This window comes from Stenotrophomonas sp. STEN033 (genome assembly GCF_056856655.1).
Window position 1 is genome coordinate 13,234 of sequence record NZ_JBXFWM010000041.1, and the last position, 25,760, is coordinate 38,993.

General features: G+C 64.1%; 21 protein-coding genes, 6 tRNA genes and 1 riboswitch. Of the genes, 6 read left to right on the forward strand and 21 right to left on the reverse strand.

Features of this window, described 5'->3' with window-relative positions; all coding sequences use genetic code 11:
* Positions 1 to 55 precede the first annotated feature (55 nt).
* The 5 genes from AC1VXC_RS13840 to AC1VXC_RS13860 all read right to left on the reverse strand — a co-directional run bounded on the left by AC1VXC_RS13840 (position 56) and on the right by AC1VXC_RS13860 (position 5,073).
* Positions 56 to 1,678 carry an FMN-binding glutamate synthase family protein gene (locus AC1VXC_RS13840; RefSeq protein ID WP_313171503.1) on the reverse strand — a complete coding sequence of 541 codons (1,623 nt, stop codon included), beginning with the start codon at positions 1,676 to 1,678 and terminating at the stop codon, positions 56 to 58.
* A 31-nt stretch (positions 1,679 to 1,709) separates the two neighbouring features.
* A complete protein-coding gene (locus AC1VXC_RS13845; protein WP_313171501.1) occupies positions 1,710 to 2,999 on the reverse strand; it encodes a nucleotide sugar dehydrogenase in 1,290 nt (429 codons plus the stop codon).
* A 22-nt stretch (positions 3,000 to 3,021) separates the two neighbouring features.
* A tRNA-Leu gene (locus AC1VXC_RS13850) sits at positions 3,022 to 3,108 on the reverse strand.
* An 82-nt stretch (positions 3,109 to 3,190) separates the two neighbouring features.
* A complete protein-coding gene (gene hemN / locus AC1VXC_RS13855; protein ID WP_481539755.1) occupies positions 3,191 to 4,603 on the reverse strand; it encodes an oxygen-independent coproporphyrinogen III oxidase in 1,413 nt (470 codons plus the stop codon).
* A gap of 86 nt (positions 4,604 to 4,689) precedes the next feature.
* On the reverse strand, positions 4,690 to 5,073 hold the full coding sequence (locus AC1VXC_RS13860) for a group III truncated hemoglobin (protein WP_481527483.1): 384 nt from the start codon (positions 5,071 to 5,073) through the stop codon (positions 4,690 to 4,692).
* Between the two features lie 181 nt (positions 5,074 to 5,254).
* On the opposite strand from AC1VXC_RS13860, the gene AC1VXC_RS13865 reads away from it, so the two are divergent.
* The 3 genes from AC1VXC_RS13865 (at position 5,255) to AC1VXC_RS13875 (ending at position 8,044) form a co-directional block, all read left to right on the forward strand.
* Positions 5,255 to 5,542: a hypothetical protein gene (locus AC1VXC_RS13865; RefSeq protein WP_313171387.1), complete on the forward strand. Its 288-nt coding sequence runs from the start codon at positions 5,255 to 5,257 to the stop codon at positions 5,540 to 5,542.
* Positions 5,539 to 6,621 carry a 4Fe-4S dicluster domain-containing protein gene (locus AC1VXC_RS13870; protein WP_313171385.1) on the forward strand — a complete coding sequence of 361 codons (1,083 nt, stop codon included), beginning with the start codon at positions 5,539 to 5,541 and terminating at the stop codon, positions 6,619 to 6,621. Before AC1VXC_RS13865 ends, AC1VXC_RS13870 begins: the two co-directional genes overlap by 4 nt.
* 223 nt (positions 6,622 to 6,844) lie before the next feature.
* Positions 6,845 to 8,044: a leucine-rich repeat-containing protein kinase family protein gene (locus tag AC1VXC_RS13875; protein WP_481539756.1), complete on the forward strand. Its 1,200-nt coding sequence runs from the start codon at positions 6,845 to 6,847 to the stop codon at positions 8,042 to 8,044.
* A 24-nt stretch (positions 8,045 to 8,068) separates the two neighbouring features.
* Here AC1VXC_RS13875 and AC1VXC_RS13880 read toward each other — a convergent pair whose 3' ends face one another.
* The 3 genes from AC1VXC_RS13880 to AC1VXC_RS13890 all read right to left on the reverse strand — a co-directional run bounded on the left by AC1VXC_RS13880 (position 8,069) and on the right by AC1VXC_RS13890 (position 9,154).
* Positions 8,069 to 8,440: a hypothetical protein gene (locus tag AC1VXC_RS13880; RefSeq protein WP_313171381.1), complete on the reverse strand. Its 372-nt coding sequence runs from the start codon at positions 8,438 to 8,440 to the stop codon at positions 8,069 to 8,071.
* Positions 8,441 to 8,932: 492 nt separating this feature from the next.
* Positions 8,933 to 9,006: transfer RNA gene (locus AC1VXC_RS13885), tRNA-Cys, on the reverse strand.
* A 72-nt stretch (positions 9,007 to 9,078) separates the two neighbouring features.
* Positions 9,079 to 9,154, reverse strand: a tRNA-Gly gene (locus tag AC1VXC_RS13890).
* Between the two features lie 342 nt (positions 9,155 to 9,496).
* On the opposite strand from AC1VXC_RS13890, the gene AC1VXC_RS13895 reads away from it, so the two are divergent.
* The 3 genes from AC1VXC_RS13895 (at position 9,497) to pnuC (ending at position 13,609) form a co-directional block, all read left to right on the forward strand.
* A complete protein-coding gene (locus AC1VXC_RS13895; RefSeq protein ID WP_481539612.1) occupies positions 9,497 to 10,633 on the forward strand; it encodes a phosphotransferase enzyme family protein in 1,137 nt (378 codons plus the stop codon).
* A gap of 43 nt (positions 10,634 to 10,676) precedes the next feature.
* A riboswitch (TPP riboswitch) is annotated at positions 10,677 to 10,772 on the forward strand.
* A gap of 69 nt (positions 10,773 to 10,841) precedes the next feature.
* Entirely contained in the window at positions 10,842 to 13,016 is a 2,175-nt protein-coding gene (locus tag AC1VXC_RS13900; protein ID WP_313171375.1) for a TonB-dependent receptor, read from the forward strand.
* The gene (gene pnuC, locus AC1VXC_RS13905) at positions 13,013 to 13,609 is read left to right on the forward strand and encodes a nicotinamide riboside transporter PnuC (protein ID WP_313171373.1); all 597 of its coding nucleotides are present in this window, start codon (positions 13,013 to 13,015) and stop codon (positions 13,607 to 13,609) included. The genes AC1VXC_RS13900 and pnuC overlap by 4 nt, the downstream gene beginning before the upstream one ends.
* Before the next feature lie 133 nt (positions 13,610 to 13,742).
* Here pnuC and AC1VXC_RS13910 read toward each other — a convergent pair.
* The 13 genes from AC1VXC_RS13910 to AC1VXC_RS13970 form a co-directional block, all read right to left on the reverse strand.
* Positions 13,743 to 13,818: transfer RNA gene (locus AC1VXC_RS13910), tRNA-Gly, on the reverse strand.
* A 57-nt stretch (positions 13,819 to 13,875) separates the two neighbouring features.
* Positions 13,876 to 13,951, reverse strand: a tRNA-Gly gene (locus tag AC1VXC_RS13915).
* A gap of 60 nt (positions 13,952 to 14,011) precedes the next feature.
* Positions 14,012 to 14,087: transfer RNA gene (locus AC1VXC_RS13920), tRNA-Gly, on the reverse strand.
* 48 nt (positions 14,088 to 14,135) lie between these two features.
* On the reverse strand, positions 14,136 to 14,750 hold the full coding sequence (gene pgsA / locus AC1VXC_RS13925; RefSeq protein ID WP_313173618.1) for a CDP-diacylglycerol--glycerol-3-phosphate 3-phosphatidyltransferase: 615 nt from the start codon (positions 14,748 to 14,750) through the stop codon (positions 14,136 to 14,138).
* A 7-nt stretch (positions 14,751 to 14,757) separates the two neighbouring features.
* Positions 14,758 to 16,605, reverse strand: coding sequence for an excinuclease ABC subunit UvrC (gene uvrC, locus AC1VXC_RS13930; protein ID WP_481539613.1), 1,848 nt, complete (start codon positions 16,603 to 16,605; stop codon positions 14,758 to 14,760).
* On the reverse strand, positions 16,602 to 18,017 hold the full coding sequence (locus tag AC1VXC_RS13935; protein ID WP_313173616.1) for a hypothetical protein: 1,416 nt from the start codon (positions 18,015 to 18,017) through the stop codon (positions 16,602 to 16,604). Before AC1VXC_RS13935 ends, uvrC begins: the two co-directional genes overlap by 4 nt.
* Positions 18,014 to 18,505, reverse strand: coding sequence for a low molecular weight protein-tyrosine-phosphatase (locus AC1VXC_RS13940; RefSeq protein ID WP_481539614.1), 492 nt, complete (start codon positions 18,503 to 18,505; stop codon positions 18,014 to 18,016). The genes AC1VXC_RS13935 and AC1VXC_RS13940 overlap by 4 nt, the downstream gene beginning before the upstream one ends.
* Entirely contained in the window at positions 18,502 to 19,275 is a 774-nt protein-coding gene (kdsB, locus tag AC1VXC_RS13945; protein ID WP_481539615.1) for a 3-deoxy-manno-octulosonate cytidylyltransferase, read from the reverse strand. Before kdsB ends, AC1VXC_RS13940 begins: the two co-directional genes overlap by 4 nt.
* Positions 19,276 to 19,310: 35 nt before the next feature.
* The gene (lpxK, locus tag AC1VXC_RS13950) at positions 19,311 to 20,333 is read right to left on the reverse strand and encodes a tetraacyldisaccharide 4'-kinase (protein WP_481539616.1); all 1,023 of its coding nucleotides are present in this window, start codon (positions 20,331 to 20,333) and stop codon (positions 19,311 to 19,313) included.
* Positions 20,333 to 22,078, reverse strand: coding sequence for a lipid A export permease/ATP-binding protein MsbA (gene msbA, locus AC1VXC_RS13955; protein ID WP_313173612.1), 1,746 nt, complete (start codon positions 22,076 to 22,078; stop codon positions 20,333 to 20,335). Before msbA ends, lpxK begins: the two co-directional genes overlap by 1 nt.
* Complete coding sequence (locus tag AC1VXC_RS13960; protein ID WP_313173611.1) at positions 22,075 to 22,497, reverse strand: ExbD/TolR family protein; 423 nt, start codon at positions 22,495 to 22,497, stop codon at positions 22,075 to 22,077. The genes msbA and AC1VXC_RS13960 overlap by 4 nt, the downstream gene beginning before the upstream one ends.
* Before the next feature lie 4 nt (positions 22,498 to 22,501).
* Positions 22,502 to 23,164 (reverse strand): MotA/TolQ/ExbB proton channel family protein, encoded by a 663-nt coding sequence (locus AC1VXC_RS13965; RefSeq protein ID WP_282270584.1) that lies wholly within the window; start codon positions 23,162 to 23,164, stop codon positions 22,502 to 22,504.
* 27 nt (positions 23,165 to 23,191) lie between these two features.
* The gene (locus tag AC1VXC_RS13970) at positions 23,192 to 25,486 is read right to left on the reverse strand and encodes a DNA internalization-related competence protein ComEC/Rec2 (RefSeq protein WP_481539617.1); all 2,295 of its coding nucleotides are present in this window, start codon (positions 25,484 to 25,486) and stop codon (positions 23,192 to 23,194) included.
* Positions 25,487 to 25,760: the final 274 nt, after the last annotated feature.

Genomic DNA, 25,760 nt, shown 5'->3' on the forward strand with positions numbered 1-25,760 from the left:
ATCGCCGCGGGCTTCGCGGCTCACGCCGCTCCCACAAAATCACCCGCAGGGGCGCTCAGCGCATCTTGCTGGTACGCAGCGCCGCAATGCGGGCCGGCGGGGTGAACGAATCACTGCGCGCCTCGGCCCAATACTCGCGGAACACGGTGTGCTCGGGCACCTTGTTCAACAATTCGCCCGGCCCGAGATAGCGGTACAGGCTGGCCAACGAGCGGATCTCCACCGGCGATACCCGGCGCAGGATGTGCTCCGGGCCCAGTTCGGAAGGATCATGCAGGCCTGCCGCACCCAGCAGGTCACGCAGCGCGCGCATGGTGTTCTGGTGGTAATTGAACACGCGCTGGCCCTTGTCGACCGGCTCCAGGTGACGCCAGCGGCTCGGGTCCTGGGTGGCGATGCCGGTCGGGCATTTGTCGTTGTGGCAGCTCAGCGACTGGATGCAGCCCAACGCGAACATATAGCCACGTCCGGCATTGCACCAGTCCGCGCCCAGCGCGATGGTGCGGGCGATGTCGAAGGCCGTGGTGACCTTGCCGGCCGCACCCAGGCGAATACGGTCACGCAGGCCCAGGCCGACCAGGGTGTTATGGACCAGGATCAGCGCCTCGTTCATCGGCACGCCAACATGGTCGATGAACTCGGCCGGCGCCGCACCGGTGCCACCTTCGGCACCATCAACGACGATGTAATCGGGCAGCAGCCCGGTTTCCTGCATGGCCTTGGCAATGCCAAACCATTCCCAGGGATGACCGATGGCCAGCTTGAAACCCACCGGCTTGCCGCCGGACAGCTCACGCAGACGGGCGACGAACTGCAGCAGCTCGATCGGTGTGGAGAATGCCGAATGCTTGGAAGGTGATACGCAGTCCACGCCCATCGGCACACCGCGCGTCGCGGCGATCTCGGCGCTGACCTTGGCCGCTGGCAGCACACCACCGTGGCCGGGCTTGGCCCCCTGCGACAGCTTGATCTCGATCATCTTGACCTGATCGGAGCTGGCGTTCTCGACGAAACGGGCCTCGCTGAAGCGGCCGTTCTCGTCGCGGCAACCGAAATAGCCCGAACCGATTTCCCAGACCAGGTCGCCACCGTTCTCGCGGTGGTAGGGCGAAATGGAACCTTCGCCGGTGTCGTGGCAGAAGCCGCCCAGCTTGGCGCCCTTGTTCAGCGCGCGGATCGCATTGGCCGACAAGGAACCAAAGCTCATCGCCGAGATGTTGAACACACTGGCCGAATAGGGCTTGGCGCAGTCTGGGCCGATCAGCACACGGAAGTCATGGTGGGCGATGGTGGTGGGCGACAGCGAATGGTTGATCCATTCGTAGTCCACCGCATAGGCGCTGCGCAGGGTACCGAACGGCACCACGTCCATCTCGTTGCGCGAGCGCTGGTAGATCAGCTGGCGCTGCTGGCGCGAGAACGGCACGTCTTCCAGATCGCTCTGCACGAAGTACTGGCGGATTTCCGGGCCGATGGATTCAAAGCCGTAGCGGAAATGCGCCAACACCGGATAGTTGCGGCGCAGCACGCTGCGGCGCTGCAGCACATCCCAGGTGCCCAGCAAGGCCATCAATCCGAACAGGCCGACCCCCCAATACCAGGCAGGCCAATGGGTAGCCAGCGCCAACGACACCGGCAGCAGAATCAACGCCAGCACATAAACCAGATAACGATGCATTACCGTCCTCGACCTACACGGATGGCGGATTCTACAACCGGTCGTCCACCAGCTGCCTCGGCCAGGCTGATTTCACATCGTAGACCACCATGTCCGGCACACCGAGGGCACGGATCTGCGCTTCGTCGAAGGCACGGAACTGTTGATGCGCCACGGCCAACACCACCGCATCATAAACACCCCGCTTCGGTGCCTTCACCAGTTCCACATCGCCCATGTCATGCGCACTGCGCGGATCGGCCCAGGGATCAAAGGCATCCACCTGCGCGCCGGCCGCGGCCAGCATCTGTACCAGGTCCAGCCCGCGGCTGTTGCGCAGGTCCGGGCAATCCTCCTTGAAGGTCACCCCAAGCACCAGCACGCGCGCCTTCTGCAGCGGCTTGTTCCGTTCTTCAAGCAAGCCGCGCACGCGGCTGACCACATGCGCCACCACACGGTTGTTGACCTGCCGCGCGGTATGGATCAGATCCGGGTGGTAACCCACGCTCTCGGATTTATGCAGCAGGTAGTAAGGATCAACGCCAATGCAATGGCCACCGACCATGCCGGGCCGGAACGGCAGGAAGTTCCATTTGGTGCCCGCTGCTTCCAATACATCCAGGGTATCGATGCCGAGTTTGTCGAAGATCAGCGCCAGCTCGTTGACCAGTGCGATATTCACATCACGCTGGATGTTCTCCACCACCTTGGCCGCCTCGGCCACACGCAACGACGACGCCGGCCAGGTGCCGGCGGTGATGATGCGCCGGTACAAGGCATCCACCACCGCAGCGGCCTCTGGGGTGGAACCGGAGGTGATTTTCCTGATATCCGGCAGGCGACGCTGACGGTCACCCGGATTGATCCGTTCCGGGCTGTAGCCGCAATAGAAATCTTCGTTGAAACGCAGCCCGGAACCCTGTTCCAGCAAGGGCACGCAGACTTCCTCAGTGGTACCCGGATACACGGTGGATTCGTAGATCACCAGATCACCGCGTTTGAGCACACCAGCGATCAACGCACTGGCACTGCGCAGCGGGGCCAGATCCGGCTGCTCGTAGGCGTCGATCGGCGTCGGCACGGTGACGATGAACACATTGCGAGCGACCAGCTCGGCCTTGTCGGCGGTATAGCGCGCATGTAGCGCCGCACTCAACTCGATGTCGTCCAGTTCCAGCGTATGGTCGTGTCCTGCCTGCAGCTCGGCAACGCGGGCGGTATCGATGTCATACCCCAGGGTATCGAGCGTCTTGCCGAACTCGACTGCCAATGGCAGGCCGACATAGCCCAGCCCGATGATGGCAATCTGCGGCGCTGCCGCGGCGGTGATCTCGGCGCTCATGCCATCCCCTGAGGTTGCGAACTGGTGCCCGGAGCCGGAATCGAACCGGCATGGCCTCGCGGCCGGCGGATTTTAAGTCCGATGCGTCTACCAGTTTCGCCATCCGGGCATCGCAATAGCGTGCCTGATCGCGGCCCAATTGTGAATCACGAAGATTGGCGACGGCGCCAAACGCCGCCGCCACCGTGGTCTCAACCGATGGCGCGCGAATAGCGCGCAGGCTGCTGCGCGGCTTTCAGATAGCGGTCAAAGCACATCGCAATCAAACGCAGCAAGGGCCGTCCCTGCTCGGTGGCGGCGACCACGCCGTCGCCGTAGCTGACCAGGCCGTCGTCCTGCAAATGCCGCAAGGCGATCAGCTCCTCGGCGAAATACCTGTCGAAATCCACGCCATGCCGTCGCGCCAGCGTGTGCCCGTCCACGCTGCCATGGCACATCAGCTGCTGGATGAGCTCCGCGCGCAGCATGTCATCGCTGTCCAACTCCAGTCCACGCCACACCGGCACGCCGCCCTCGGCAATCTTTGCTTCCCAATCCTTGAGATCGCGCGGGTTCTGGCTGTAGCTGCTGTCGATGTGACTGATCGCGCTGACGCCCAGCCCCAACAGATCGCTGTCGGCATGGGTGGTATAGCCCATGAAATTGCGGTGCAGACTACCGGCACGCTGCGCACGCGACAGGTCTTCTTCCGGCAATGCGAAGTGATCCATGCCGATGTACTGATAACCGGCCGCCGACAGTCGCTCGACCGCCAGCCCGAGCAGCGCCAGCTTCTGTTCCGGGTCAGGCAGGTCGCGGTCCTGGATCTGCCGCTGCGCCTTGAACATATGCGGCAGGTGCGCATAGCCGTAGATCGCCAACCGGTCCGGGCGCGCGTCGATCACGGTATCCAGCGTTCGGCCGAAGCCGGCCAGCGTCTGCAACGGCAGGCCATAGATCAGGTCAACATTCACCGAACGCATACCGTTGTCGCGGCAGGCCTGGATGATGGCCATCGTTTCATCCACCGCCTGCACGCGATTGATCGCCTGCTGCACCTGCGGATCGAAGTCCTGGATACCCAGACTTGCGCGATTGAATCCCAGCTCTGCCAGCACAGCGATGTCGTCCACGCTGACCGAACGCGGATCCAGCTCGATCGAGAAATCACGTGCGCTGCTCTGGCTGAAGTTGAACAGCTGTTGCAAGCCACCAATCAAGCGGCGCAGCTGTGCCGGTTCCAGGAAATTGGGCGTGCCGCCGCCCAGGTGCAGCTGCACCACTTCACGCTCGCGCGCGAACAGCGGCGCCAACCCGCCCGCCTCCACCAGCAGCTGATCGACGTAGCGCTCACCCTTGCTGCGATCACGACTGATGACGCGGTTGCAGCCGCAGTAGAAGCAGGGGCTGCTGCAGTACGGTACATGCACGTACAGCGACATCGGTCGCCCCACCACATTGCTGCGCGCCACCGCCGCACAGAATTGCGCCTGCCCATAGCCATCATGGAAATGGGGCGCGGTTGGATAGGACGTGTAGCGCGGCCCTGGCCGATCATGCCGGCGCAGCAGGTCTGCATCGAAGGTCCAGCCCAGGGTATTTGAGGTCGGCAGCGGCATGTTCATGGCGCCAGCTTGCCTGCGCCCGCATGCCCCTGCCTTGAGTTAGATCAATTTGGCCCGTTCATGAATGGAGCCAACCACCCTGCCGTTCAGAGTATCGGGAACGAGGGGGCGTGATAGCGGCGCCAGATGGAACCGGCAACCCGTGCCGCGGCTTCGTCGGCCAGCGCCTGCATCGCCGGATTGCCCAGCTCCGCCGTGGTCTGCGCGAACAGGCCCAGCCAACGCTCGAACATCGGCCACTCCAGTCCGGGAATAGCCAGATGCTTGGGCATCGGCGCGCCAGTGAAGCGCGAGGTCCCACGCAGCAGGGCCGACCAGAAATCCACCAACTGTTGCAGGTGCGCCTCCCAATCGTGCACCCGCGCTTCGAATATCGGCCCCAGCACCGCGTCCTCGCGCACCCGCGCGTAGAAGCGCCGTACCAGCAGCTCGACCTCTTCCTCCGTGCACACATCCGGCCCAGCCCGCACCACACACCTCCTGTCACCTAACCCGAATCGACTACACCCGGCCGTGCCCTGCTTGATCAGGATCAACGACGCCCACCGGCACAGCCCCTAGCCTTGCACACCGGGCCACCAGTTGCCGCCATCCCGCACAGTGGCCACAGCCCATTCTATTCCTTCGCCACGAGGCCCCCAGGAATCCTCAATGACCAGCCCTGTCGACTCCAGTACCCGCCGCTCGTTGCCGATGATCCAACGCCTGGGCGCCGTGGTCTGGCCCAGCTTCTTCACCGCTGCCGTGATGTCGGCGTTGTTCTTTGCCTTCATCGATCCGTTGGAACTGCAGCAGATCAGCTTCCCACGACAGGTCATCAGCCGCGAACTGGGCTATTCATTGGGATTCTTCATGTTCTGGGCCGGCACCTTGTGCGCCTGCGGCGTGACCGCGCTGCTGCTGCGCCCGGCACGCGAACCGGAGGAATCCTTCGAATGAAGCCGGTGCGCAGTATCGGCGAAGCCTGCGCCGGCACCGCCCGCAAGCGCGATACGCTCCGCCAGTTCACCACCACGATGATGCTGGCGGCGTTCTACGGGCTGCCGTGGCTGCACTGGAATGGCAAACCCTGGCTGCTGCTGGACATTGATGCGCGCCAGTTCCGGATTGCCGGCATCTCGATGCAACCCGAGCAGTCGCTGCCGCTGCTATGGCTGGCGCTGGCAGCACTGGCCCTGCTCTGCCTTGTCACCAGCCTGTACGGTCGCCTGTGGTGCACCTACGCCTGCCCACAAACGGTACTGACCCGCCTTTTCCGCAGGCTGACCCGCCTGACTGATCTCCAAGGCTGGGCAAAGCCACTGGGAACCCCGCTGAGGCACGCGCTCTGGGCAGCCATCGCGCTATGGACCGGCATCAGCTTCGTCGGCTACTTCACCCCAATCGGCGGACTGGTGCATGGTGTATTCACGCTCACGCTCAGCGGCTGGGAATGCTTCTGGATCATTTTTTACGGTCTGGCGACCTGGGCCAACGTGGCGTATCTGCATGAACAGGTCTGCAGTTACCTATGCCCTTACAGCCGCGTACAACGCCTGATCAGCGATGGACGCACCCCCAGCATCCAGTACAACGCGCCACGCGGTGAGCCGCGTGGCCCTCGTGATCAGGACAACGCCAGCGTGCTGCATCGCTCCCGCGGCCTGCTTGATGCAACCACTGCCGCCGACTACGTATTCCGCGCCGCGCACCCCGCCATTGCCGGTGCGATGCCCAACTTCAGCCCGGCCCATCTGGGTGACTGCACGGATTGCGGCGCCTGCGTGACGGCCTGCCCGATCGGCCTGGATATCCGCAATGGTCGCTCGGACAGCTGCATCGAATGCGGCAACTGCATGGATGCCTGTGACGACACCATGGCCGCCAAACACTACCCCCTGGATCTCATCCATCGCGCCCGCCCGGCCTGCCAAGCAGGCGGCAACGCATCCGGATGGCGGATCAAGCCGTTGGCGTTTGCGGCGCTGATGCTGCTGTGCATCGGCCTGGCGGCCTTCACGGCCACAAGCCTGTCTTGAGCGACTTGAAGGAGTACAGCACACCACGAAGCATGCCTACCCGCGCGCAATGCTGCTCACTTCGATGAGACAGGGCTGCTCCTGCTCAGCGGGAGCGGCATCAACCGTACACCCGGCAACGCGCAAGCACCCGGCAGCAGCGTCATCTGCTGATCCGCATGCCTCGCGGCTGGCGCCGCTTCCACATAGGACATTGCCGCCGGCCTCGTTACACTCACCGCGCATGCATACCCTTGAAGATCTGAACAACGGCGCCCTCGCCGGCGCCCAGGCTGTCCGGCTGGTCAACCTGGGCCTCACCGAGTTCCCGCAGGCGCTGTTTGCACTGGCTGACACTCTGGAAATACTGGACCTCTCCGGGAACCAGCTCAGCTCACTGCCTGAAGACCTGCGGCGGCTGCACAAGCTGCGCATCCTGTTCTGCTCCAACAACCCGTTTACGCAACTGCCAACGGCGCTGGGCGACTGCGCGCAGCTGGAGATGGTCGGCTTCAAGGCTTGCGCGCTTACCCGGGTAAGCGAGCGCAGCCTGCCAGCGCAGCTGCGCTGGTTGATCCTCTCCGACAACCAGCTGGCTGAACTGCCCGCTGCGCTGGGACAGCGGCCGCGGCTGCAGAAACTGATGCTTTCCTGCAACCAGCTCACCACCTTGCCCGATCTGGGCAATTGCAAGGCACTGGAGCTGCTGCGCATTGCCAGCAACCGGTTCCAGGAAATTCCCGCGACCGTGCTGGCATTGCCAAACCTCGCGTGGCCGGCGGTGGCCGGTAATCCACTGACTGCAAACGCCGAGCAGACTGCATTGGCAGAGGCGCATCACCACGCCATCCGCTACGACGAACTGGAGATCGGCGCGCTGCTGGGCGAAGGGACAAGCGGCCACATCCATCGCGCCACCCACACATGCAGCGGCCAGTCGATGGCCATCAAGGTATTCAAGGCGGCATTTACCAGCGATGGGACGCCACAGTCGGAACTGGCTGCCGGCCTGGCCGCCGCCGGGCATCCCTACCTGCTTGCACCGCTGGCAACGGTCGAAGGCCACCCGGAAGGCCGCCTGGCGGTGGCGATGCCCCTGCTCCCCCCGGACTACATCAATCTGGCCGGCCCACCCAGCCTTGCCAGTTGCACGCGTGATGTCTATGCCACAGATACGCGTTTTACGCCGACCATCGCCGAGCGGCTGCTGGGCTGCATCCGTGGCGCGCTGAAGCACCTGCATGCACGCGGCATACTGCACGGCGACCTGTACGCCCACAACATCCTGTGGAACCCGGTCACCGGCGAAGCAGTTTTGAGCGACTTCGGTGCAGCCATGTTGAGCAACACCCTGCCACTGGCGGATCGCGCACTGCTGCAAGCCATCGAGTGGCGTGCATTTGCCCACCTCGAGGTCGAGATCGCAGCGCGCACAAGCAGCTGAGCCGCGGCAAGGAGCGGTCGCGCGCTAAACCTCCTCGCCATCCACCAGAGCCCCGGCCCCCTCAATCATGCTGAGACGAAGCTTTTGCCGCACGTCAAAAGCTCTCGGCGCGACAGAAGTGGCACTTCCATCCAGATACAGGAAGCCATCAAAACTCCCTGACGCCATGCAGTCGACCAATCCCGGCGAGACCAGCGAACAGTCGTGCTTCAGCGCCTTTGCGTCAACCACATCGATGCGCGCAGACAAGACAGGCAGGGACCGCTCTGCCTGCCTGGAGAGCTCAGACGAAATCACCGTCGCGATATCCTCTGCACGAGGCAACAGACCCATTTCTTGGGCGAGAACTGATTGCGAGCAACAGCTGAAGATCAACACAGCAAAAATCACTTTCATGGCGTTCTCTACTGAACTGCCTTCACTGAGATCCTGGAAACAATCATATGCCCCGGCAACCTCAAGCGGACATCGTACGACCGCTTGGATAGGCGCGCCCATGCAAAGCCGAGAGCCCTCCGACAACCTTGGCGGACGGATGCCTACCGAGTTCTGCGGATACCACGAACCGGAAAACTCTCAGTTGGCTTGCCATTGAGTTACGGAGGGTCGACAAAGGTAGGTGCCATAGACCGAAGTGCCTGCGCCCAACAAACCACGCCGCACACGCTCACCTCCCGCTTGCAGGCATAGCGCTGGGCAAGCAAACCGCACAAACGATGTCGCCGCTCAAACCCAAGTACACGCAGTGCACGCATGCCCCCACGGGTTTGCCACGTGAACGCGAGTGGCGGATAAGCGCACACGCTTGAACAGGTCATCCCGGGATTTCGGCGCAAGCGGCAGAAAACAAAAAAGCCCTGATTTCTCAGGGCTTTAGTGCTTACTACTTGGAGGCCTGGGTCGGAATCGAACCGGCGTACGCGGATTTGCAATCCGCTGCATAACCACTCTGCTACCAGGCCAAACAACTGCGTCGTCGAAGCACAACATCACCTCGACATGAAAAGACCCCACTGAGGGGGCCCTTTCCAATTTGGAGCGGGAAACGAGACTCGAACTCGCGACCTCAACCTTGGCAAGGTTGCGCTCTACCAACTGAGCTATTCCCGCGGTGTGGGCGAATCATACAGACTTCGGCAGGGCTGCGCCAGCGCTTTTTAACAATTCCTTTCACATAGGCTGGATGACTGTCTTCGTCGGCTCTGCAATCCCTGTAGAGCCGAGCCACGCTCGGCTGGGGCATCACCGGGAAAGCCCCTGCCGAGCACGGCTCGGCACTACGGTTTTAGCCCCTCTCCCGCTTGCGGGAGAGGGGTTGGGGTGAGGGGAGCTTTACGCTGGTAAAGCTCTTGCCGAGCATCGCTCGGCACTACATGTGCGTGCTGCCTGCAGCTTGGGCGGGGCTGGCGTACCATCGCGCCTCCGCCGCATCACCTGCTCCAGCCTGTTCCGATGACCCAGCAATCACACCGCGTGCAAGGCCTCAACAATGATGAAGTGGCCGCTGACTGGCCCGTCATCGATGCGGCTGAACTGGCTTGGCTATGTGATCATTACCCGCAGCTGGATGCCGGCAGCGCCCTGCTTTGGCATAGTCCGCGACCGATGTCGGCCGCCGCGATTGCCTCCGGCCCGTACGGCAAGGTCTTCATCAAACGGCATCATCGCTTGGTCCGTACAGCCGCCTGTCTGCAGGAGGAGCACCGGTTCATCACCCACCTCGCCAATGCAGGGGTTCCGGTTGCCGAACTCCTGCGCAACCAGCACGGCGCAACCGCCATCGAACATGGCGACTGGACCTACGAACTGCACGCCGTCGCCACTGGCCAGGACCTGTACCGCGACGCCCCGTCGTGGACGTTGCTGACCGAGCGCGAACGCGCACGCGCCGCCGGCCGCATGCTGGCCACCCTGCATCGCGCTTCGGCCGGTTATCACGCGCCCCAGCGCAGCACCCACCTTTTGGTCGCCCGCGATGAGCTGATCAGGGCCGAAGACCCGATCTCTGCACTCAAGGCCGACCTGGACAATCGCCCCGGCTTGGCGCGCTACCTGGCCCGCATCCCGTGGGAGCAGCAACTGCAGCGCAGCGTCCTGCCCTGGCATACCGGACTATCCGCGCGCCTGCAGGCCGAACCGCCGCTGTGGGCGCACAACGACTGGCATGTCTCCAACCTGCTGTGGGGCCATGACGACAACGCGATGCAGGTCAGCGCCGTGCTCGATTTCGGCCTGGCCTCCCCCACCAGCGCCCTGTTCGACCTGGCCACCGCCATCGAACGCAATGCGGTGGCCTGGCTGGAACTGGAGCGCGGCGCCGAAGCGGTACGTACCGATATCGCACTGGCCCTGCTCGACGGCTACCGCGAAGTACTGCCATTGTCGGCCGAGCGGGTCCACCTGCTTGCCGATCTGCTGCCAATGGTGCATTTCGACTTTGCACTGTCCGAAGTGGAGTATTTCGAAGGCATCACCGGTTCCACCGCCAATGCCGATGTCGCCTGGCAGCCATTCATGCTCGGCCACCCCGAATGGTTCGCCAGTCACCACGGCCGAGCCTTGCTGCAGGCCCTGCACGCCGCCGCCTGAAGCGGCCCGACTCGCAAATCATTCGCATTTGTAGTGAAATGGCGGCCTGAAGCGGGGGTGCCTGGATTTGCCAGGCTGAGAGAGTCCCTTGGAACCTGATCCGGTTTGCACCGGCGTAGGGAGCTTTGAGCAGCAGCCGTAGCGCCGTCATTGGCGCTGCGCATGCGCGCCTTCGCTTCGTCTCCCTTGTTCCCTGAAGACGAATCGAATGAACCGCTGCCTGCGCCCCACGCTGTTGTCCCTCGCCCTGAGCACCACCCTGCCGCTGTACGCCAGCGACACCGGCCTCGATGCGGCTGTCGAACACTCGCCGACCGAACTGGCCGCCGTACGCGTGCAGGCCCGTCAGCCGGAAGCGGACAACGCCCGCGTCAACAGCTTTGGCAGCGGCGACTGGAAAAGCACCCCGGCATCAATGAACGTGCTGGACCGCGACTTCCTCGATCATCAGCAGGTGCGCTCGCTGTCCGAACTGGCCAGCAATGACGCTTCGCTGGGCGATGCCTATGCACCGGTCGGCTATTACCAGAACGTCGCCATCCGCGGCTTCGCACTGGATACCGCCACCGGCTATCGTTTCAACGGCATGTCGATTGCCGGCGAACAGCGGCTGGCGCTGGAGAACCTGCAGTCGGTGGAAGTGCTCAAGGGCGAAGCTGGCCTGGCGGCCGGGGTGATGGCGCCGGGCGGCATCATCAACTACGTCGGCAAGCGGCCGGCCGAAGTACGCACCGTCACCCTGGGCACCGACAACGAAGGCTCACGCTACGCCGCCATCGACGTCGGCCATTGGCTGACCCCGCGCATCGGCCTGCGCTTCAACGCCGCCTGGGACGACAGCGCGTCCTATATCGAACATGCCGATGGCCGCCGCAATTTCTATTCGCTGGCGACCGACTGGCTGATCGGCGAGCGCGGCAAGCTTGAAGTGGATGCCAACTACCAGACCAGCGCGCAGCGCTCAGCCTCCGGCTACCAGTTGCTGGGCGCGAGCAAACTGCCGACCGGCGTGGACCGCGAGCACCTGCTCGGTTACCAGCCGTGGCAGCAGCCGGTAGGCATTGCCAGCACCAATATCACTGCGCTGCACACCTACGACTTCAGCGCCGATTGGCAATCCCGCGTTGCCGTCAGCCACAGCCGCACGGTGATCGATGACAACGTCGCCTTCGCCTATGGCTGCTATTACGCCGCAGAATGTGCCGATGGCAGCGTGCCGGGCAATTACTTCGCCCCCAATGGCGATTACGACATCTACGACTACCGCAGCCCGGACGATACCCGTCGCAACCAGGAGCTGCGCGCCGAGCTGCGCGGCAGCTTCGACACCGGCAGCATCAGCCATCAGCTGACCGTGGGTGCCGACCAGTTCCGCCGCACCGTGGACAAGCGCCGCAACGTCAACGAGTACGTCGGCACGGTCAACATCCACGACCAACAGTTGCCCGTATTCGAGCCTTCGCCACTGATGCCCGGCGCCTCCGCACGCCGCCTCGACAGCCGCCAGACCGCCGTCTTCGCACTGGATCGCATCCAGCTCAATGAAGACTGGCAATGGCTGGCCGGCGGCCGCTTCGTGCGCCTGGACGAACGCGCCTACGACAAGCGCGGCAACCCGCAACGTCGCAGCCGCCTGTCGCGCTTTCTACCGCAGACCGCGGTGATGTGGAAGGCCAGCGACAGCATCAATGCCTATGCCAGCTATGTCGAAGGCATCTCGCTGGGCCAGGAAGCACCGTTCTGGACCGCCAACGCCGATACCTTCCTGCCGGCAGTGCAGTCGCGACAACTCGAAATCGGCGTGAAGTATTCCAGCACCGAGCAGCTGACGCTGGGCGCAGCACTGTTCCGCACCACCCAGCCCTACCAGTACGCAAAGCCCGACGACAGCGATGTCGGCTACACCTTCGTCGAGCAAGGCAAGCAGGCCCACATCGGCCTGGAACTGACGGCCAACGGCCAGCTCACCGATGCATTGCAGGTTGTCGCCAGCGCCAGCCTATTGCAGGCACGTGCGCGCGACACCGGCACGCCGGACTACGAAGGCCACCAACTGGTCAACGTCCCCAAGCTGCGGACCAGCGTGCACCTGAGCTATGCACTGCCCTTCGTTGAAGGGCTGGACCTGACCGGCGGCTGGCGCTACGCATCGGCGAATACCGCGCGCGCTGATGGCGCGGTACGCGCACCGAGCTACAACCTGTTCGACGCTGGCCTGCGCTTCAAGCACCAGCTGCAAGGCCACGCAGTGAGCTGGAACCTGTCGGTGGACAATCTGTTCAACCGCTTCTACTGGCGCGACACCGGCAGCAGCCTGGGGGACTACTACCTGTTCCCGGGCGCACCGCGACAGGCACGCGTATCGGTGAGCGTCGCGCTGTGAGCAGCGCCGCGCTCGAATGGTCGGCCGCGCTATGCAGCATCCTCGGCGTCTGGCTGATGGCGCAACGGCGGATGGTCGCCTGGCCGGTCGGCCTGTTGTCGGTGGCGCTGTATGCACTGGTATTCGCCGAAGCCAAGCTGTATTCGGACACTCTGCTGCAGCTCGCCTTTGCCGTCTTCCTGGTCTACGGCTGGATCAACTGGCGGCGTCACAACGCCGACGAAGGCAGCGTGCGCATCGTGCCCCTGTCACGCAGCAAGATGCTGCGTGACCTGGGCATCGGTTTGCTTGGCGGCATCGCGCTTGGTGCCGGCATGCACAGCCTCACCGATGCCTCACTGCCGTGGCTGGACGCGATACTCACCGGCTTGAGCCTGGTCGCACAGTGGTGGCAAGCACGCCGCCACACCGCCACCTGGTGGCTGTGGATCGTGGTCGACGTGGTGTACGTGGGCGCGTATCTGTTCAAGTCACTGCATGTGACCGCGGCGCTGTACGTGTTCTTCCTCGGTCTTGCCGTGATCGGGCTGCGTGCATGGAGTGCAGCGGCCCACACCCCCACTGCGGAACCTGCAGCGCACGGCGCGCGCTGAGCAGCGTCACGCATCGTCAACTGCTGCCGATGTCGGCAGCAGTTGGCTGGAGGTAAATCGCGGACAACAAAAAAGCCCCGTCAGGGGCTTTTCTTTACCTGCAGATATCACATGGAATCTGCTGGTCACTATCTGGAGCGGGAAACGAGACTCGAACTCGCGACCTCAACCTTGGCAAGGTTGCGCTCTACCAACTGAGCTATTCCCGCGGATTGAATGCAGCATCTGCGAAACAGAGCGCCAACATTCGAGATGTATTGCAAGACTGGAGCGGGAAACGAGACTCGAACTCGCGACCTCAACCTTGGCAAGGTTGCGCTCTACCAACTGAGCTATTCCCGCAGGCTTGCTACATCAATTTACGCATCAAACCATGCATTCGCACAGTGCGATGTTTGAAACTGGAGCGGGAAACGAGACTCGAACTCGCGACCTCAACCTTGGCAAGGTTGCGCTCTACCAACTGAGCTATTCCCGCTTGGGAGGCGAAATTCTACATGCATTGGGCGCAGTGTCAACAGCCCGTTTACTTTTTGACTGCACCATTTCGGGCGGCCTTTTCGTCTTCACGCAGGCTCGGCCAGGCCGCACGCAGGTATTGCAATGCAGACACCAGAGTCAGCAAAGCGGCGATGGCCAGCATCCAGTCACCGATATGGAAAACCGGCTCGCCCATCCAGATGGTTTTGTAAGAGGTATTGGGTGACACCGAATACAGCAGGCAGAGCAGCGCCACCATCTGCGCGGTGGTCTTGACCTTGCCGATCATCGCTACCCGCACCTTGGCGCGCTGGCCGATTTCAGCCATCCATTCGCGCAGGGCAGATACCGCGATCTCCCGACCGACGATCACCGCCGCCCAGAACGCCATCCACGGCGTCGGGTGCCCCTGCACGATCAGGAACAAGGCCACCGCCACCATCAACTTGTCCGCCACCGGGTCAAGGAAGGCACCAAATGCCGAATGCTGCTGGTAACGCCGCGCCACCCAACCATCCAGCCAATCGGTGATCGCCGCCAGGCCGAAAATCGCCGCCGAGGCGAAGTTGGTCCAGGCATAGGGCAGATAGAACACCAGTACCAGTACCGGGATCATCAGGATCCGCAGCAGGGTCAGCCAGGTGGGGATGGTCAATTTCATTACAACGTTACTCCGCTGCCGGATCGGGTACCGACAGACCATGAAGGTTAGCGTAGATACGCGCAGCCAGGGCGGCATTGATGCCTTCAACGCGGGCAATTTCGGCCTCGCCCGCCGCTTTCAGGCCGGCAATGCCGCCGAAATGCTTGAGCAGGCTCGCACGCCGACGCGGACCGATACCTGGAATATCCTCGAGTTTGCTGGTCATGCGCGCCTTCTGGCGACGCCCACGATGGCCGGTGATGGCAAAGCGATGGGCCTCGTCGCGCACCTGCTGGATGAACTGCAGGGCCGGTGACGCCGCGCCCGGGCGCAGCTCGCGGCCATCGGGCAATACCAGCGCTTCGTGACCAGCGCGGCGTTCAACTCCCTTGGCCACACCCACCAGCATCACCCCTTCCACACCCAGATCGGCCAGCGCTGCCTGTGCCTGCGCCAACTGTCCAGCACCGCCGTCGATCAGCAACACGTCAGGCAGTACGCCACCCTCCTCCACCGCGCGACGGAAACGCCGATCGATGGCCTGGCGCATGGCGGCGTAATCGTCGCCCGGCTCGATGCCGCTGATGTTGTAGCGCCGGTACTGCGCACGTACCGGGCCCGCAGCATCGAAGACCACGCAGGAGGCAACGGTGGCCTCGCCCATGGTGTGACTGATATCAAAGCACTCCACGCGCTTGACCGGCTCGGCCAGCCCCAGCATCTCGCGCACGGCTTCGCTGCGCGCCTGCTGCGCGCCCGCGCTGTCCATCTCGGCGACCAGGGTGATCTGCGCGTTGCGACTGGCCAGCTCGACGTAGCCCGCGCGCTCGCCGCGCACGTTCCACTTCAAGGCAACCTTGCGCTCGGCCGACGCACTGAGCGCGGCCTCGATCATCTCCGCATCTGGAATCTGCCGATCCAGCAGCACTTCAGCCGGCGGCTCATGTTCGACGTAGTACTGCGAGACAAACGCGGCCAGCACCTCTTCGGCACTGTCCTCGCCGTTGGTGCGCGGGAAGAACGCGCGCGTGCCGAGATTGCGGCCATCACGGAAGGCCAGCAGCATCACGCAGGCACTGGCGCCCTGGGTTGCGCAGGCCAGCACGTCCAGATCGGCGGCGCGGCCATCGACATACTGGCGGTTCTGCATGCTGCGCAACGAAGCGACCAGATCACGCAGCCGCGCGGCACGCTCGAACTCCAGCGTATCGCTGGCCTGCTGCATGGCCTGCATCAATTCGTCGGCGAGCTGGTCACTCTTGCCCTCCAGGAACATCGCCGCACGCCGCACCGATTCGTCGTACTCGGCCTGTGGCACCAGTTCCACGCAGGGAGCGCTGCAACGACCAATCTGGTACTGCAGGCAGGGCCGCGAGCGGTTGCGGAACACGCTGTCTTCGCAGCTGCGCAACTTGAACAGCTTGTGCATCAGGTTCAGCGTTTCACGCACCGCGCCGACGCCCGGATACGGCCCGTAATAGCGCCCGGGCACCGCACGCGGACCGCGATGCAGGGCGATCCGTGGCCATTGCTCACGGGTCAGCAACACCTGCGGATAGGTTTTGTCATCACGCAACGACACGTTGTAACGCGGGTTCAGCGACTTGATCAGCTGGTTTTCCAGCAGCAGTGCTTCAGCCTCGGTGCGGGTCACGGTGACATCCATCCGCGCCACCTGCGACAGCATCATCATGATGCGCCGGCTCTTCGGCGAGCCGTTGAAATAGCTGCCTACGCGCTTGCGCAGCGCGCCGGCCTTGCCCACGTACAGCAAGGTGTCGTCGGCAGCGTACATCCGGTACACACCAGGCGCGGTACTCAGCGCCGCCGCGAAGGCCTTGCCATCGAATTCATTGGCAACGACGTCGGTCATCCTTCAATCGGCACTTCACTCAGTTCACCGCTGAGTGGATCAAAACGCAGCACCGCATGCGCGTCGGCCTCGGCAATCCAGATCGCCCCGGCGGCCACCGCCAGCGCGGCCGGGCCATGCAGGCGACGCGGCAGGTTGACGGTGGACAGGTCACCGCCGCCCAGGCGCAGGGTACGCAGCGAACCATTGCCGGCATCGGCAATCCACAGCAGCGGCGAATCCGGCCCCATTGCCAATGCCAACGGGTACTGCAGGCGTGCACGCAGGCGCGGGCCATCAACATTGCCCGACTCCCACGGCCCCTGCCCGACCAGGGTCTGCACCAGGTCACCGCGCAACTGCACGGAACGGATTGCCGAGCCGAGCGCGTCGCAGACATACAAGGTCTGCTGCACCGCGACCAGGCTGCTGGGCTGCGCGAACGCAGCCAGATGACCGCTGCCATCGCGCACTTCCACCGCGCCGGCACCGGCCCGCCAGCGCAGCTCACGGGTGCCCAGGTCGTAGCTCCAGATATGGTTGTCACCCGCCATCGCGATATGGACCTGGTTGTCCGCCACCGCCACCGCTGCCGGATGATTGAGCGGACTGTCCCAGGGCTGGGCCAGCACACCGGCGCGCGGATCACCGGCACGGCCGGTACCGCACAAGGTGTCCACCTGGCCACTGATCAGGTTGATACTGCGCAAGGCATGGTTGCCGGTATCGGCCACGTACAGGATCTCGCGCACCAAGGCCAGGCCCTGCGGTCGATTGAAGGCCGCCTCACCGACGCCACCGTTGATCAGGTCGGCACTGCCCAGCCCAAACTGACGCAACACCCGGCCGGCATGATTGCACTCCAGCACCCGATGGTGACCGGTATCAGCCACATAAAGACGATCGGCCGTGGCCACCAGCCCGCCCGGGAACAGCAGCGGCAGGCGCGGCTCGGCGTTGATCTCGCGGATGCCATAGGCATCGTCATCGAGCGGCCGCATCTGGCCTTCGCCCAGGTTGTTCAAGGCCCGTTCCAGATCGCCGCTCGAGCCGACCAGGCGCTCCTGTTCCTGCCCATAGGCGTCGAGCAACAGCAGGGTTGGCCAAGACTGCACATCGAACCGTCGCCAGGCATCCCACTGCGCATCGAGCACGATGGGCGCGTTGACGCCCTGCCTACGCAGCAACTTCAACGCATGCTGCGGTTCGCGTTCGAATTCGAACCGCGGCACCTGCACCACCAGCAACTGCACCCGGCCAGGATTGCGCGCCTGCCAGCGCATGACTTCGGCCAGCCGCTGCATGCACCACACAGAGGCGCCGTTGACGAAGGCCAGTACCAGCGGGCGACCACGCATGTCCTGCAAGGTCGCAGGCGCTGCATTGAGCCAGATAGCGGACGTGGGCAGTTCCGTTACGCGGTTTTCGTTCATGCAGGGATTATGCCGGAGTCGTCGCGCCGCGACAGGCGGCGCACCGTGACCTGGGCCGCAGCATCGAGCAATGCCCAGCTGGTTTCGAAATCTCTCACATCACCGTAATAGGGATCCGGCACCCCATCCGCCCCATCGATGCCTGCCCACGGCAACCACAGCACCGCGCGCGCTTCCAGTCCGGCAGGCGCCAACGCCCGGGCATCGCGCAGATTGTCGTCGTCAGCGCACAGGATCAGGTCGTATTCCTCGAAATCCTCGGCCAGCAACTGGCGGGCACGCTGCGCCGAGATATCCACACCATGGCCGCGGGCACAGGCAACGGCCCGTGGATCCGGACCGCGTCCTGCATGCCAATGGCCCGAGGTCCCGGCCGAATCAACCTGCACCCAGCTGTCCAGACCTGCCTCGGCAATCCGCGCATGCAAGATCCCTTCACCCATCGGCGACCGGCAGATATTGCCCAGGCAGACCACCAGCAACTTCACTGCCCTGCCCTCGCCTGCGCATCAGCGCGCTGCAGGTCTTCCGGGGTATCGATCCCCGGCGGGAACGGTGCGGGAGACAGGCCCACGGCAATACGGAAGCCAGCCTCGAGCACTCGCAGTTGCTCCAGCGATTCGAGCTGTTCCAGATGACCGGGAGGCATCCCTGCGAACTGCTGCAGGAAGCCAGCCCTGTAACCGTAGATACCGATATGCCGCAGCCACTGGCCGGGGGGCAATACGTCGCGGCTGTGGGCGAAACCGTCACGATGCCACGGAATCGGCGCACGACTGAAATACAAGGCATCGCCCTGCGTGGTGCGCACCAGTTTGACCACGTTGGGATCAAACAGGGTCGGGGCGTCTTCCACCCGGGTCGCCAACGTCGACATCGGCGCACCGCTGTCGGCAAGAATCGCCGCCACCGCCTGGATTCCCGCCGCCGGGGCGAACGGCTCATCACCCTGCAGGTTCACCACGATCACATCGTCGGCCCAGCCGGCCTGCCGCGCGCACTCGGCAAGGCGGTCAGTACCGGAAGCATGTGCCGGGTCAGTCATCGCAACATGAATACCGGGCAGCCCCGCCACCGCCTGCGCGATACGCGCATCATCAGTGGCCACCCAGACTTCGCGCGCGCCCGCCGCCAGCGCACGGCGCGCCACATGCAGCACCATCGGCTCGCCGCCGATCAGCGCCAGGGGTTTGCCGGGCAAACGGGTGGAGGCATAGCGCGCCGGAATGGCCACCACGAATTCAGGAACAACGCTCATTTCAACTCCTTCCAACACACCGACAACGGCCTGCCTCAGCCGCGGGCAAGCTTGCCCAAGCGGTCGAGCAATGCCACCCAGAACGCCGCCGGCAATTCTGCCTGCAACGGTACCGCGTAGTGCCATGCCGTGGCGAAGCCCTGGCATTTGACTGCGTCTTTCTCAGTCATCAATACCGGCAACTCGCTGCCGAAGGACAGGTCTTCCGCCGTGTAGCGATGATGATCGGCAAAGGCATGCGGTACGACGCCGATATCGCGACTGCGCAGCATCTGGAAGAACCGCTGCGGGTTGGCGATGCCAGCCACCGCATGCACGCGCTGCCCGGCGAACGCCCTCAGTGCCTTGTCGCGACCACCTTTCAACGGCCGCGCCACATCGATCGACAAGCGCATTGCCCACTCGCCAAAGCCCGAGTCGGCCAACGCCGCATGCGTATCGCTGACCTGCCCCAGATTGACCACGCGGAAATCGCAATGCGCCGCGCGCGATGCGGGTTCACGCAAGGGTCCGGCCGGCAACAGCTTGCCGTTGCCATAACGACGCACCGCGTCGACGACTTCGATCTCGATATCGCGGGCCAAACGGTAATGCTGCAGGCCGTCATCGCAGACCACCACGTCGCAGCCGGCCTCCAGCAAGGCCTTGGCGGCCGCAACCCGATCCTTGTCCACCCGTACCGGAACGCCGGTCTTCCAGGCGATCAGCACCGGCTCATCGCCGCCCAGACGCACGTCCATATCGGCAGTGACCCAGCGCGCCGTATCGGCCTCATCGCGGCCATAACCGCGGCTGGCAACACCAGGCTTCCAGCCCGCTTCACGCAGACGATTGACCAGTTCGATGGTCAAGGGCGTCTTGCCGGTACCACCGGCGGTGATATTGCCGACCACGATCACCGGCACCGGCACCTGCCCGGCGCGCAGCCAGCCGCGTCGGTACAGGCTGCGGCGCAGACCGGTCACCGCGCCATACAGGGGCGCCAACAACCGGGCCGGCAACGGCACCGGCGCATCGCCATACCAATAGGCCGGCGTTTGCGGTCCTTGCTTGGCCATCATTCCTGCCTGTCGCGGAACTGCATGCTATGCAGGTGTTCGTACAAACCGCCCAAGGCCAACAATTCGGCATGGGTACCCCGCTCGACGATGCGCCCCTGGTCCATCACCAGCACCTGGTCGGCGTGCTCGATGGTGGACAGGCGATGGGCGATGACCAGCGTGGTGCGGTCGGGCATCAGTTTCTGCAGCGCGTCCTGCACCAGCCGCTCGGACTCGTTGTCCAGCGCGGCAGTGGCCTCGTCCAGGATCAGGATGGGTGCGTCCTTGAGCATTGCGCGCGCAATCGCCAGACGCTGACGTTGACCGCCGGACAGGCGGCCGCCCTTGGCCCCCACCGGCGCATCCACACCCTGCGGCAGCTGCTCGACGAATTCGCTGGCATTGGCTCCCTCGATCGCCTTCTGCAACTGTGCCTGGCCACGCTCCTGCAATTCACCATAGGCAACGTTCTCGGCAATGCTGCCATTGAACAGGGTGACCTGCTGGCCCACCAAAGCGATCTGGCGACGCAGATCGGCCAGCCTGTAGTCCTGCAACGGATGCCCATCGAGCAGGATCTGCCCAGCCTCGATTTCATAGAAACGCGGGATCAGCTTGATCAAGGTCGACTTGCCACTGCCGGAACGGCCAACGATGGCGGTTACCGTGCCCGGTCGTGCGATGAAGCTGATGTCTTCCAGTGCAGGCTTGGCCTGCCCCGCATAACGCGCAGTGACGTTACGGAACTCCAGCAGGCCATTGGCGCGCTGCAGCGGCAGGTTGCCGCTATCCACTTCGTCCTGCGCATCCAGGACATGGAACAGCCGCTGCGCCGAGGCGATGCCGCGCTGGGTCATGTTCTGCACGTTGGTCAGCTGCTTCAGTGCGGGAATGATCGCCAGCATCGCCATCAGCAGGCCGACGAAATCACCCACCGTCAGCCGCCCGGCAGCCGCCTCATGCCCGGCGATCAAAAGCAGTGCAGCCAGGCCTACCGCACCGATCAGCTGCACCATGCTCGAGGAAATGCTGCGCGTTGCCTCAACCTTCATCGCCAGGCGCAGATTGGTATTGGCCAACCCGGTATAGCGCTCCAACTCGGCCGGCTGCGCACCGTAGATCTTCACTTCCTGCTGGCTGGACAGGGCCTGGTCCGCCGCCTGCAGCAGGTCCGCCCCACTTTCCTGGATGCGATGGCTGATGCGCCGGTAGCGTTTGGCCACCTTGTTCATCACCCATGCCAACGGCGGCGCCAGCACGAAGATCGCGAGCGTCACCTGCCAGCTGTAGTACAACATCACCGCCAGCGACCCAAGCGCCTGCAGCGATTGCTGCAATACAACCTTCATCGCATCAATCGCAGCCTGCGCGACCTGATCGCTGTCCGAACCCAGCCGCACCAGCATCGACGGCACCGGTTCGGCATCGAAGCGCTGACCGGGCAAGCGCAGATACTTGCCCAGCACCAGCACCCGGAAATCGCGCGCGATGCTGCGTGCCGCCTTGCCCATGCCGATATCGGTCAGATAGCCGGCCACGCCTCGCAACAGGAACAAGCCAATGACGGCCAACGGCATCCACTGGTTGATGTCCTGCGGATTCACCAGACTGTTGGTGATCGGGCTCATCAGCACAAGGAAACCGCTGCCCGCAGCCGCCTCGATCAGCATGCCCAGCCCGGCCATCAACAGCAGCGGTCGATACGGCTTGGCAAAGCCGAGCAAACGCTTGTAGACCTGCCAGGGCGACGCGTTGTCACTCATTGCTTGGCTTCCGGTGCGGTGGCAATCGCTATCCGCCGGAACCCCAACTGACCCAAGGCATCCTGTGCGGTCACGACCGCCTGATAAGGCGTCCGCGCATCCGCACGCAGCAGCACGGTCTGCTCGCGATCCGCGCCGGCCAGCTGCGCGATGATCTGCTTGAGCGACTCGATATCGGTGCGCAGGACTTCCTGGTCATTGACGAAGTAACGACCGTCGGCATTGACCAACACGCTCAAGGCGCTCTGCGGCGCACTGGTCTTCTGGTCACTGGCCGTGGGTAACTGCACCTGCAGCGTCGAACGCGCATCAAAGGTGGTGGTCACCACGAAGAAGATGATCAGCACCAGGATCACATCGATCAGGGGCACCAGATCGATATGCGGCTCATCCTGCGTACGATTGCTACCAATCCGCATGGGCTCAGGCCTTCTCGGTTGCCGCCGGGCGCGGCGCGGCAGCCTTGCTGGCAGCCATCACCGCCGGCCGACCATCAAGCGCATCCAGCAACGCGCTGGCTTCCTGCTCCATCTCGATCACATAACCATCAATCAGGCCACGGAAGTAGCGGTGGAACATCAAGGCCGGGATCGCGACCATCATGCCGGTCGCGGTGCACACCAGCGCCTTGCCGATGCCGCCGGCCAGCTGGCCCACATCGCCCACGCCATGATCGAGGATGCCCAGGAACATCTGGATCATGCCGACCACGGTGCCCAGCAAGCCCAGCAACGGACCGGCCGAGGCAATGGTGCCCAATGCATTGAGAAAGCGCCCCATCCGGTGCACCAGATGACGACCGGTGTCTTCGATCCGTTCACGGATCTGGTCACGCGGGCGGTTGCGTGCTTCGAGCGCCGCCGCCAGCAAGGCACCGAGCGGCGAATTGGCGCGCAGGGAATCGATATGCGAGGCATCGAGCTTGCCGCGCGCGGCCCAGTTGCGGACCTCCTGACCCAGCCCCGGTGGCAGCACCTCGTTACGGCGCAGGCTCCAGAAACGCTCCAGGACGATTGCCAATGCCAGCACGCCCAACAGCAGCAACGGCACCATCGGCCATCCGCCGGCCTTGACCAATTCCCACACGTTTCAACCCTCCGGCACCGTGGCCGCCTATTCGATGTCAGATAGGATAGCAGCCGACCGCGCCCGCTCAGCGGCGTCCCATAGCCTTGAACGCCAGATTCTGCGCTCACGCAGCTGCACCCCCTCCTCGTGCAGCCAGACCTGCAGCATCCCGCTATCGGCGGTAGCCAGTACTTCCGCCCCGGAACGCTGCCAACGCGCCACTACGTCACCGCGCGGGTGGCCAAAGCGGTTGCCGTGGCCATTGGAGATCAATGCCAGACGCGCGCCGGCGGCGCGGACAAAGCCGGCGCTGGATGAACCGCCGCTACCATGGTGGGCGACCACTACCACGTCCGCGCTCAGCTTTGCCGGCACCTGTTTGAGCAGACGCTGCTCTATCACTTCGCCGATGTCGCCGCTCAACAACGCCGCACCGTAGCGGCCCTGCACCCGCAACACACAACTCGACTCGTTGCCGAGATAGGGGAAATCCGGCGGCGGGTGTAGAAACTCGAAGCGCACACCGTCCCATTGCCAGACCTGGCCTGCCTCGCAGGTCGCCGCCGCACCCGCAGCCGCCAACGTCAGGCCAGGCGGCATCAACACACTGGCCGGGGGCAGCAGGTTGATGACCGCCGCCGATCCACCCGCATGGTCGTGATCACCATGGCTGACCACCAGTCGGTCCAGACGGCGAACACCCAAGGCACGCAGCGCGGGGACCACCACCCGCTCTCCCGCATCGAAACCATCCGCCACCGCCGGCCCGGTATCAAACAACAGCGCGTGATGCTGGGTACGCAACAGCACCGCCAGACCCTGTCCCACGTCCAGCGCAACCAGCTCGAATTCACCGGATCCGGGCCGGTCACGCCATGGCAGGCACAGCGGCAACCACAACAGCAAGGCCATGCCCTTGCCCGGGACCCCGGCAGGCAGCAATGCCCATGCCGCCGCCAGCAAGGCCAGCGGCAAGGCAAACCACCTTGATTCAGGCAGCCACCACAATGAATAGTGGGCGTCGCCCAACATCTGGAACAAGGGCCAGCTCAGATCGAAACACCATGCCGAGGCGCGCCAGGCCATGCCACCTGCACCAGCAACAGCCGCCTCCAGGCCAGTGCCGACCAGCGCCAACGGCACCACGACCAGGCTCCACCAGGGGATCGCCACCAAATTGGCCAGTGGCCCGATCGCCGAGGCCTGCCCGAACAGCATTACAGTCAGCGGCAACAGTCCCAACGTCGCCACCCGCTGTGCGGACAGAAAACCACGCAGCCAGTGGACGCGCTCCGGCAGGCACCAAAGCAGCCACACCACCCCGGCAAAACTGAGCCAGAAACCAGCGGTCAGCACCGACAAGGGCGCCAGCCACAACACCACCAAGGCCGCCAGGGCCAAGGCGCCGGCAACGTCGACCGGTCGGCGACCGAGCCGTGCCAGCATCACCACGGCAACCATCAACACGGTGCGCACCGTCGGCAATCCAAAGCCAGCCACCGCCGCATATGCGCCGGCACCGCACAGTGCACCGATTGCGACAGCCAGCGGACGCGGGCAATAGCGCCCGCACCAAGGCAGCAAGCGCCAAAGCCCGGCCACCAGCCATGCGGCGCACAGCGCGACCATTCCAACGTGGAAGCCGGAGATCGCGATCAGATGGGTCAAGCCGGTCGCGCGCAGCACCTGCCAGTCAGCCTCGCCCAGTCCACGCGTGTCGCCCAAGGCCAAGGCCTGCACATAACGCGACGATGCCGCCGGCACCTGTGCCACTATCCGCGCGGCCATGCGTTCACGCCAAGCCGCCAGGCCACCTGCCGCCCCCACCCGCAACGGCGGCGGCGATTGACGGACGATGCCGCTGGCGGCGATGCCCTGCGCCAGTGCGTAACGCTCCGCATCGAAGCCACCTGGATTGACCAACCCGCGCGGCGCGCGCAGGCGCAGATTCATCTGCCAACGTTCACCCGCGCGCAGTTGCATCCGCGGGCCGGGTTCCGTTGCAGCAAACGGGTCATACCAGGAAACCTGCAACAGCCGTCCGCGCAAGTCCGCAGGGATATCCACGTGGGTATCCAGGCGCAGTTGGAACCGCGTGCGTCGGCTCTCATGCTGAGGAAGCGTGCTTACAACGCCTGTCAGTGTCAGCTCCTGCGCCTCCCTGGCCACAGGCAACTGCTGCTCCAAGCTCCAGCCTGCCTGCAGGCAGGTCCAGCCCAGCCCGGCCAGCACTGCACCCAGCCAGCGCCATCGCGGCGTTGCCAACCAGAGCAGCATTCCTGCCAGCAGTGCCAGCCATCGCAGGGACGCCGGGGGCAAACCCGGTGCCAGGATGGCCATGCAGATGCCGACCAGGAAGCAAATGGCCGTCGCCTTGCCGGCGAGCACGATGCTTCCCTCGGGGCGTGATGGGCGATTGGTGCCCGGTTGAACGGCCATTTCCATCTCCACTGACGCCACGATCAATGCTGGCAGGCGAATGCCGGCACTCCATCGGTGGAAGCGGATGAAGACGGATCAGGATTGGCAGCTGGTGCCGGTAGTGCCCAGCCATTCGCGGGCCGGGCTTTTCCGGGTACGGCCGTTGCGCGGCTTGGGGGGCACGCCGCGGGCT

Excerpts from the sequence above, each read along its gene's own strand:
- AC1VXC_RS13895 (WP_481539612.1), top strand. The coding sequence starts at position 9,497 with ATGACCCAGCAATCACACCGCGTGCAAGGCCTCAACAATGATGAAGTG.
- AC1VXC_RS13865 (WP_313171387.1), top strand. The coding sequence starts at position 5,255 with ATGACCAGCCCTGTCGACTCCAGTACCCGCCGCTCGTTGCCGATGATC.
- kdsB (WP_481539615.1), bottom strand. The coding sequence starts at position 19,275 with ATGAGCGTTGTTCCTGAATTCGTGGTGGCCATTCCGGCGCGCTATGCC.
- AC1VXC_RS13880 (WP_313171381.1), bottom strand. The coding sequence starts at position 8,440 with ATGAAAGTGATTTTTGCTGTGTTGATCTTCAGCTGTTGCTCGCAATCA.
- msbA (WP_313173612.1), bottom strand. The coding sequence starts at position 22,078 with ATGAGTGACAACGCGTCGCCCTGGCAGGTCTACAAGCGTTTGCTCGGC.
- AC1VXC_RS13840 (WP_313171503.1), bottom strand. The coding sequence starts at position 1,678 with ATGCATCGTTATCTGGTTTATGTGCTGGCGTTGATTCTGCTGCCGGTG.
- AC1VXC_RS13960 (WP_313173611.1), bottom strand. The coding sequence starts at position 22,497 with ATGCGGATTGGTAGCAATCGTACGCAGGATGAGCCGCATATCGATCTG.
- AC1VXC_RS13970 (WP_481539617.1), bottom strand. The coding sequence starts at position 25,486 with ATGGCCATCCTGGCACCGGGTTTGCCCCCGGCGTCCCTGCGATGGCTG.
- AC1VXC_RS13935 (WP_313173616.1), bottom strand. The coding sequence starts at position 18,017 with ATGAACGAAAACCGCGTAACGGAACTGCCCACGTCCGCTATCTGGCTC.
- pgsA (WP_313173618.1), bottom strand. The coding sequence starts at position 14,750 with ATGAAATTGACCATCCCCACCTGGCTGACCCTGCTGCGGATCCTGATG.
- AC1VXC_RS13845 (WP_313171501.1), bottom strand. The coding sequence starts at position 2,999 with ATGAGCGCCGAGATCACCGCCGCGGCAGCGCCGCAGATTGCCATCATC.
- lpxK (WP_481539616.1), bottom strand. The coding sequence starts at position 20,333 with ATGGCCAAGCAAGGACCGCAAACGCCGGCCTATTGGTATGGCGATGCG.
- hemN (WP_481539755.1), bottom strand. The coding sequence starts at position 4,603 with ATGAACATGCCGCTGCCGACCTCAAATACCCTGGGCTGGACCTTCGAT.
- AC1VXC_RS13870 (WP_313171385.1), top strand. The coding sequence starts at position 5,539 with ATGAAGCCGGTGCGCAGTATCGGCGAAGCCTGCGCCGGCACCGCCCGC.
- AC1VXC_RS13900 (WP_313171375.1), top strand. The coding sequence starts at position 10,842 with ATGAACCGCTGCCTGCGCCCCACGCTGTTGTCCCTCGCCCTGAGCACC.
- uvrC (WP_481539613.1), bottom strand. The coding sequence starts at position 16,605 with ATGACCGACGTCGTTGCCAATGAATTCGATGGCAAGGCCTTCGCGGCG.
- AC1VXC_RS13875 (WP_481539756.1), top strand. The coding sequence starts at position 6,845 with ATGCATACCCTTGAAGATCTGAACAACGGCGCCCTCGCCGGCGCCCAG.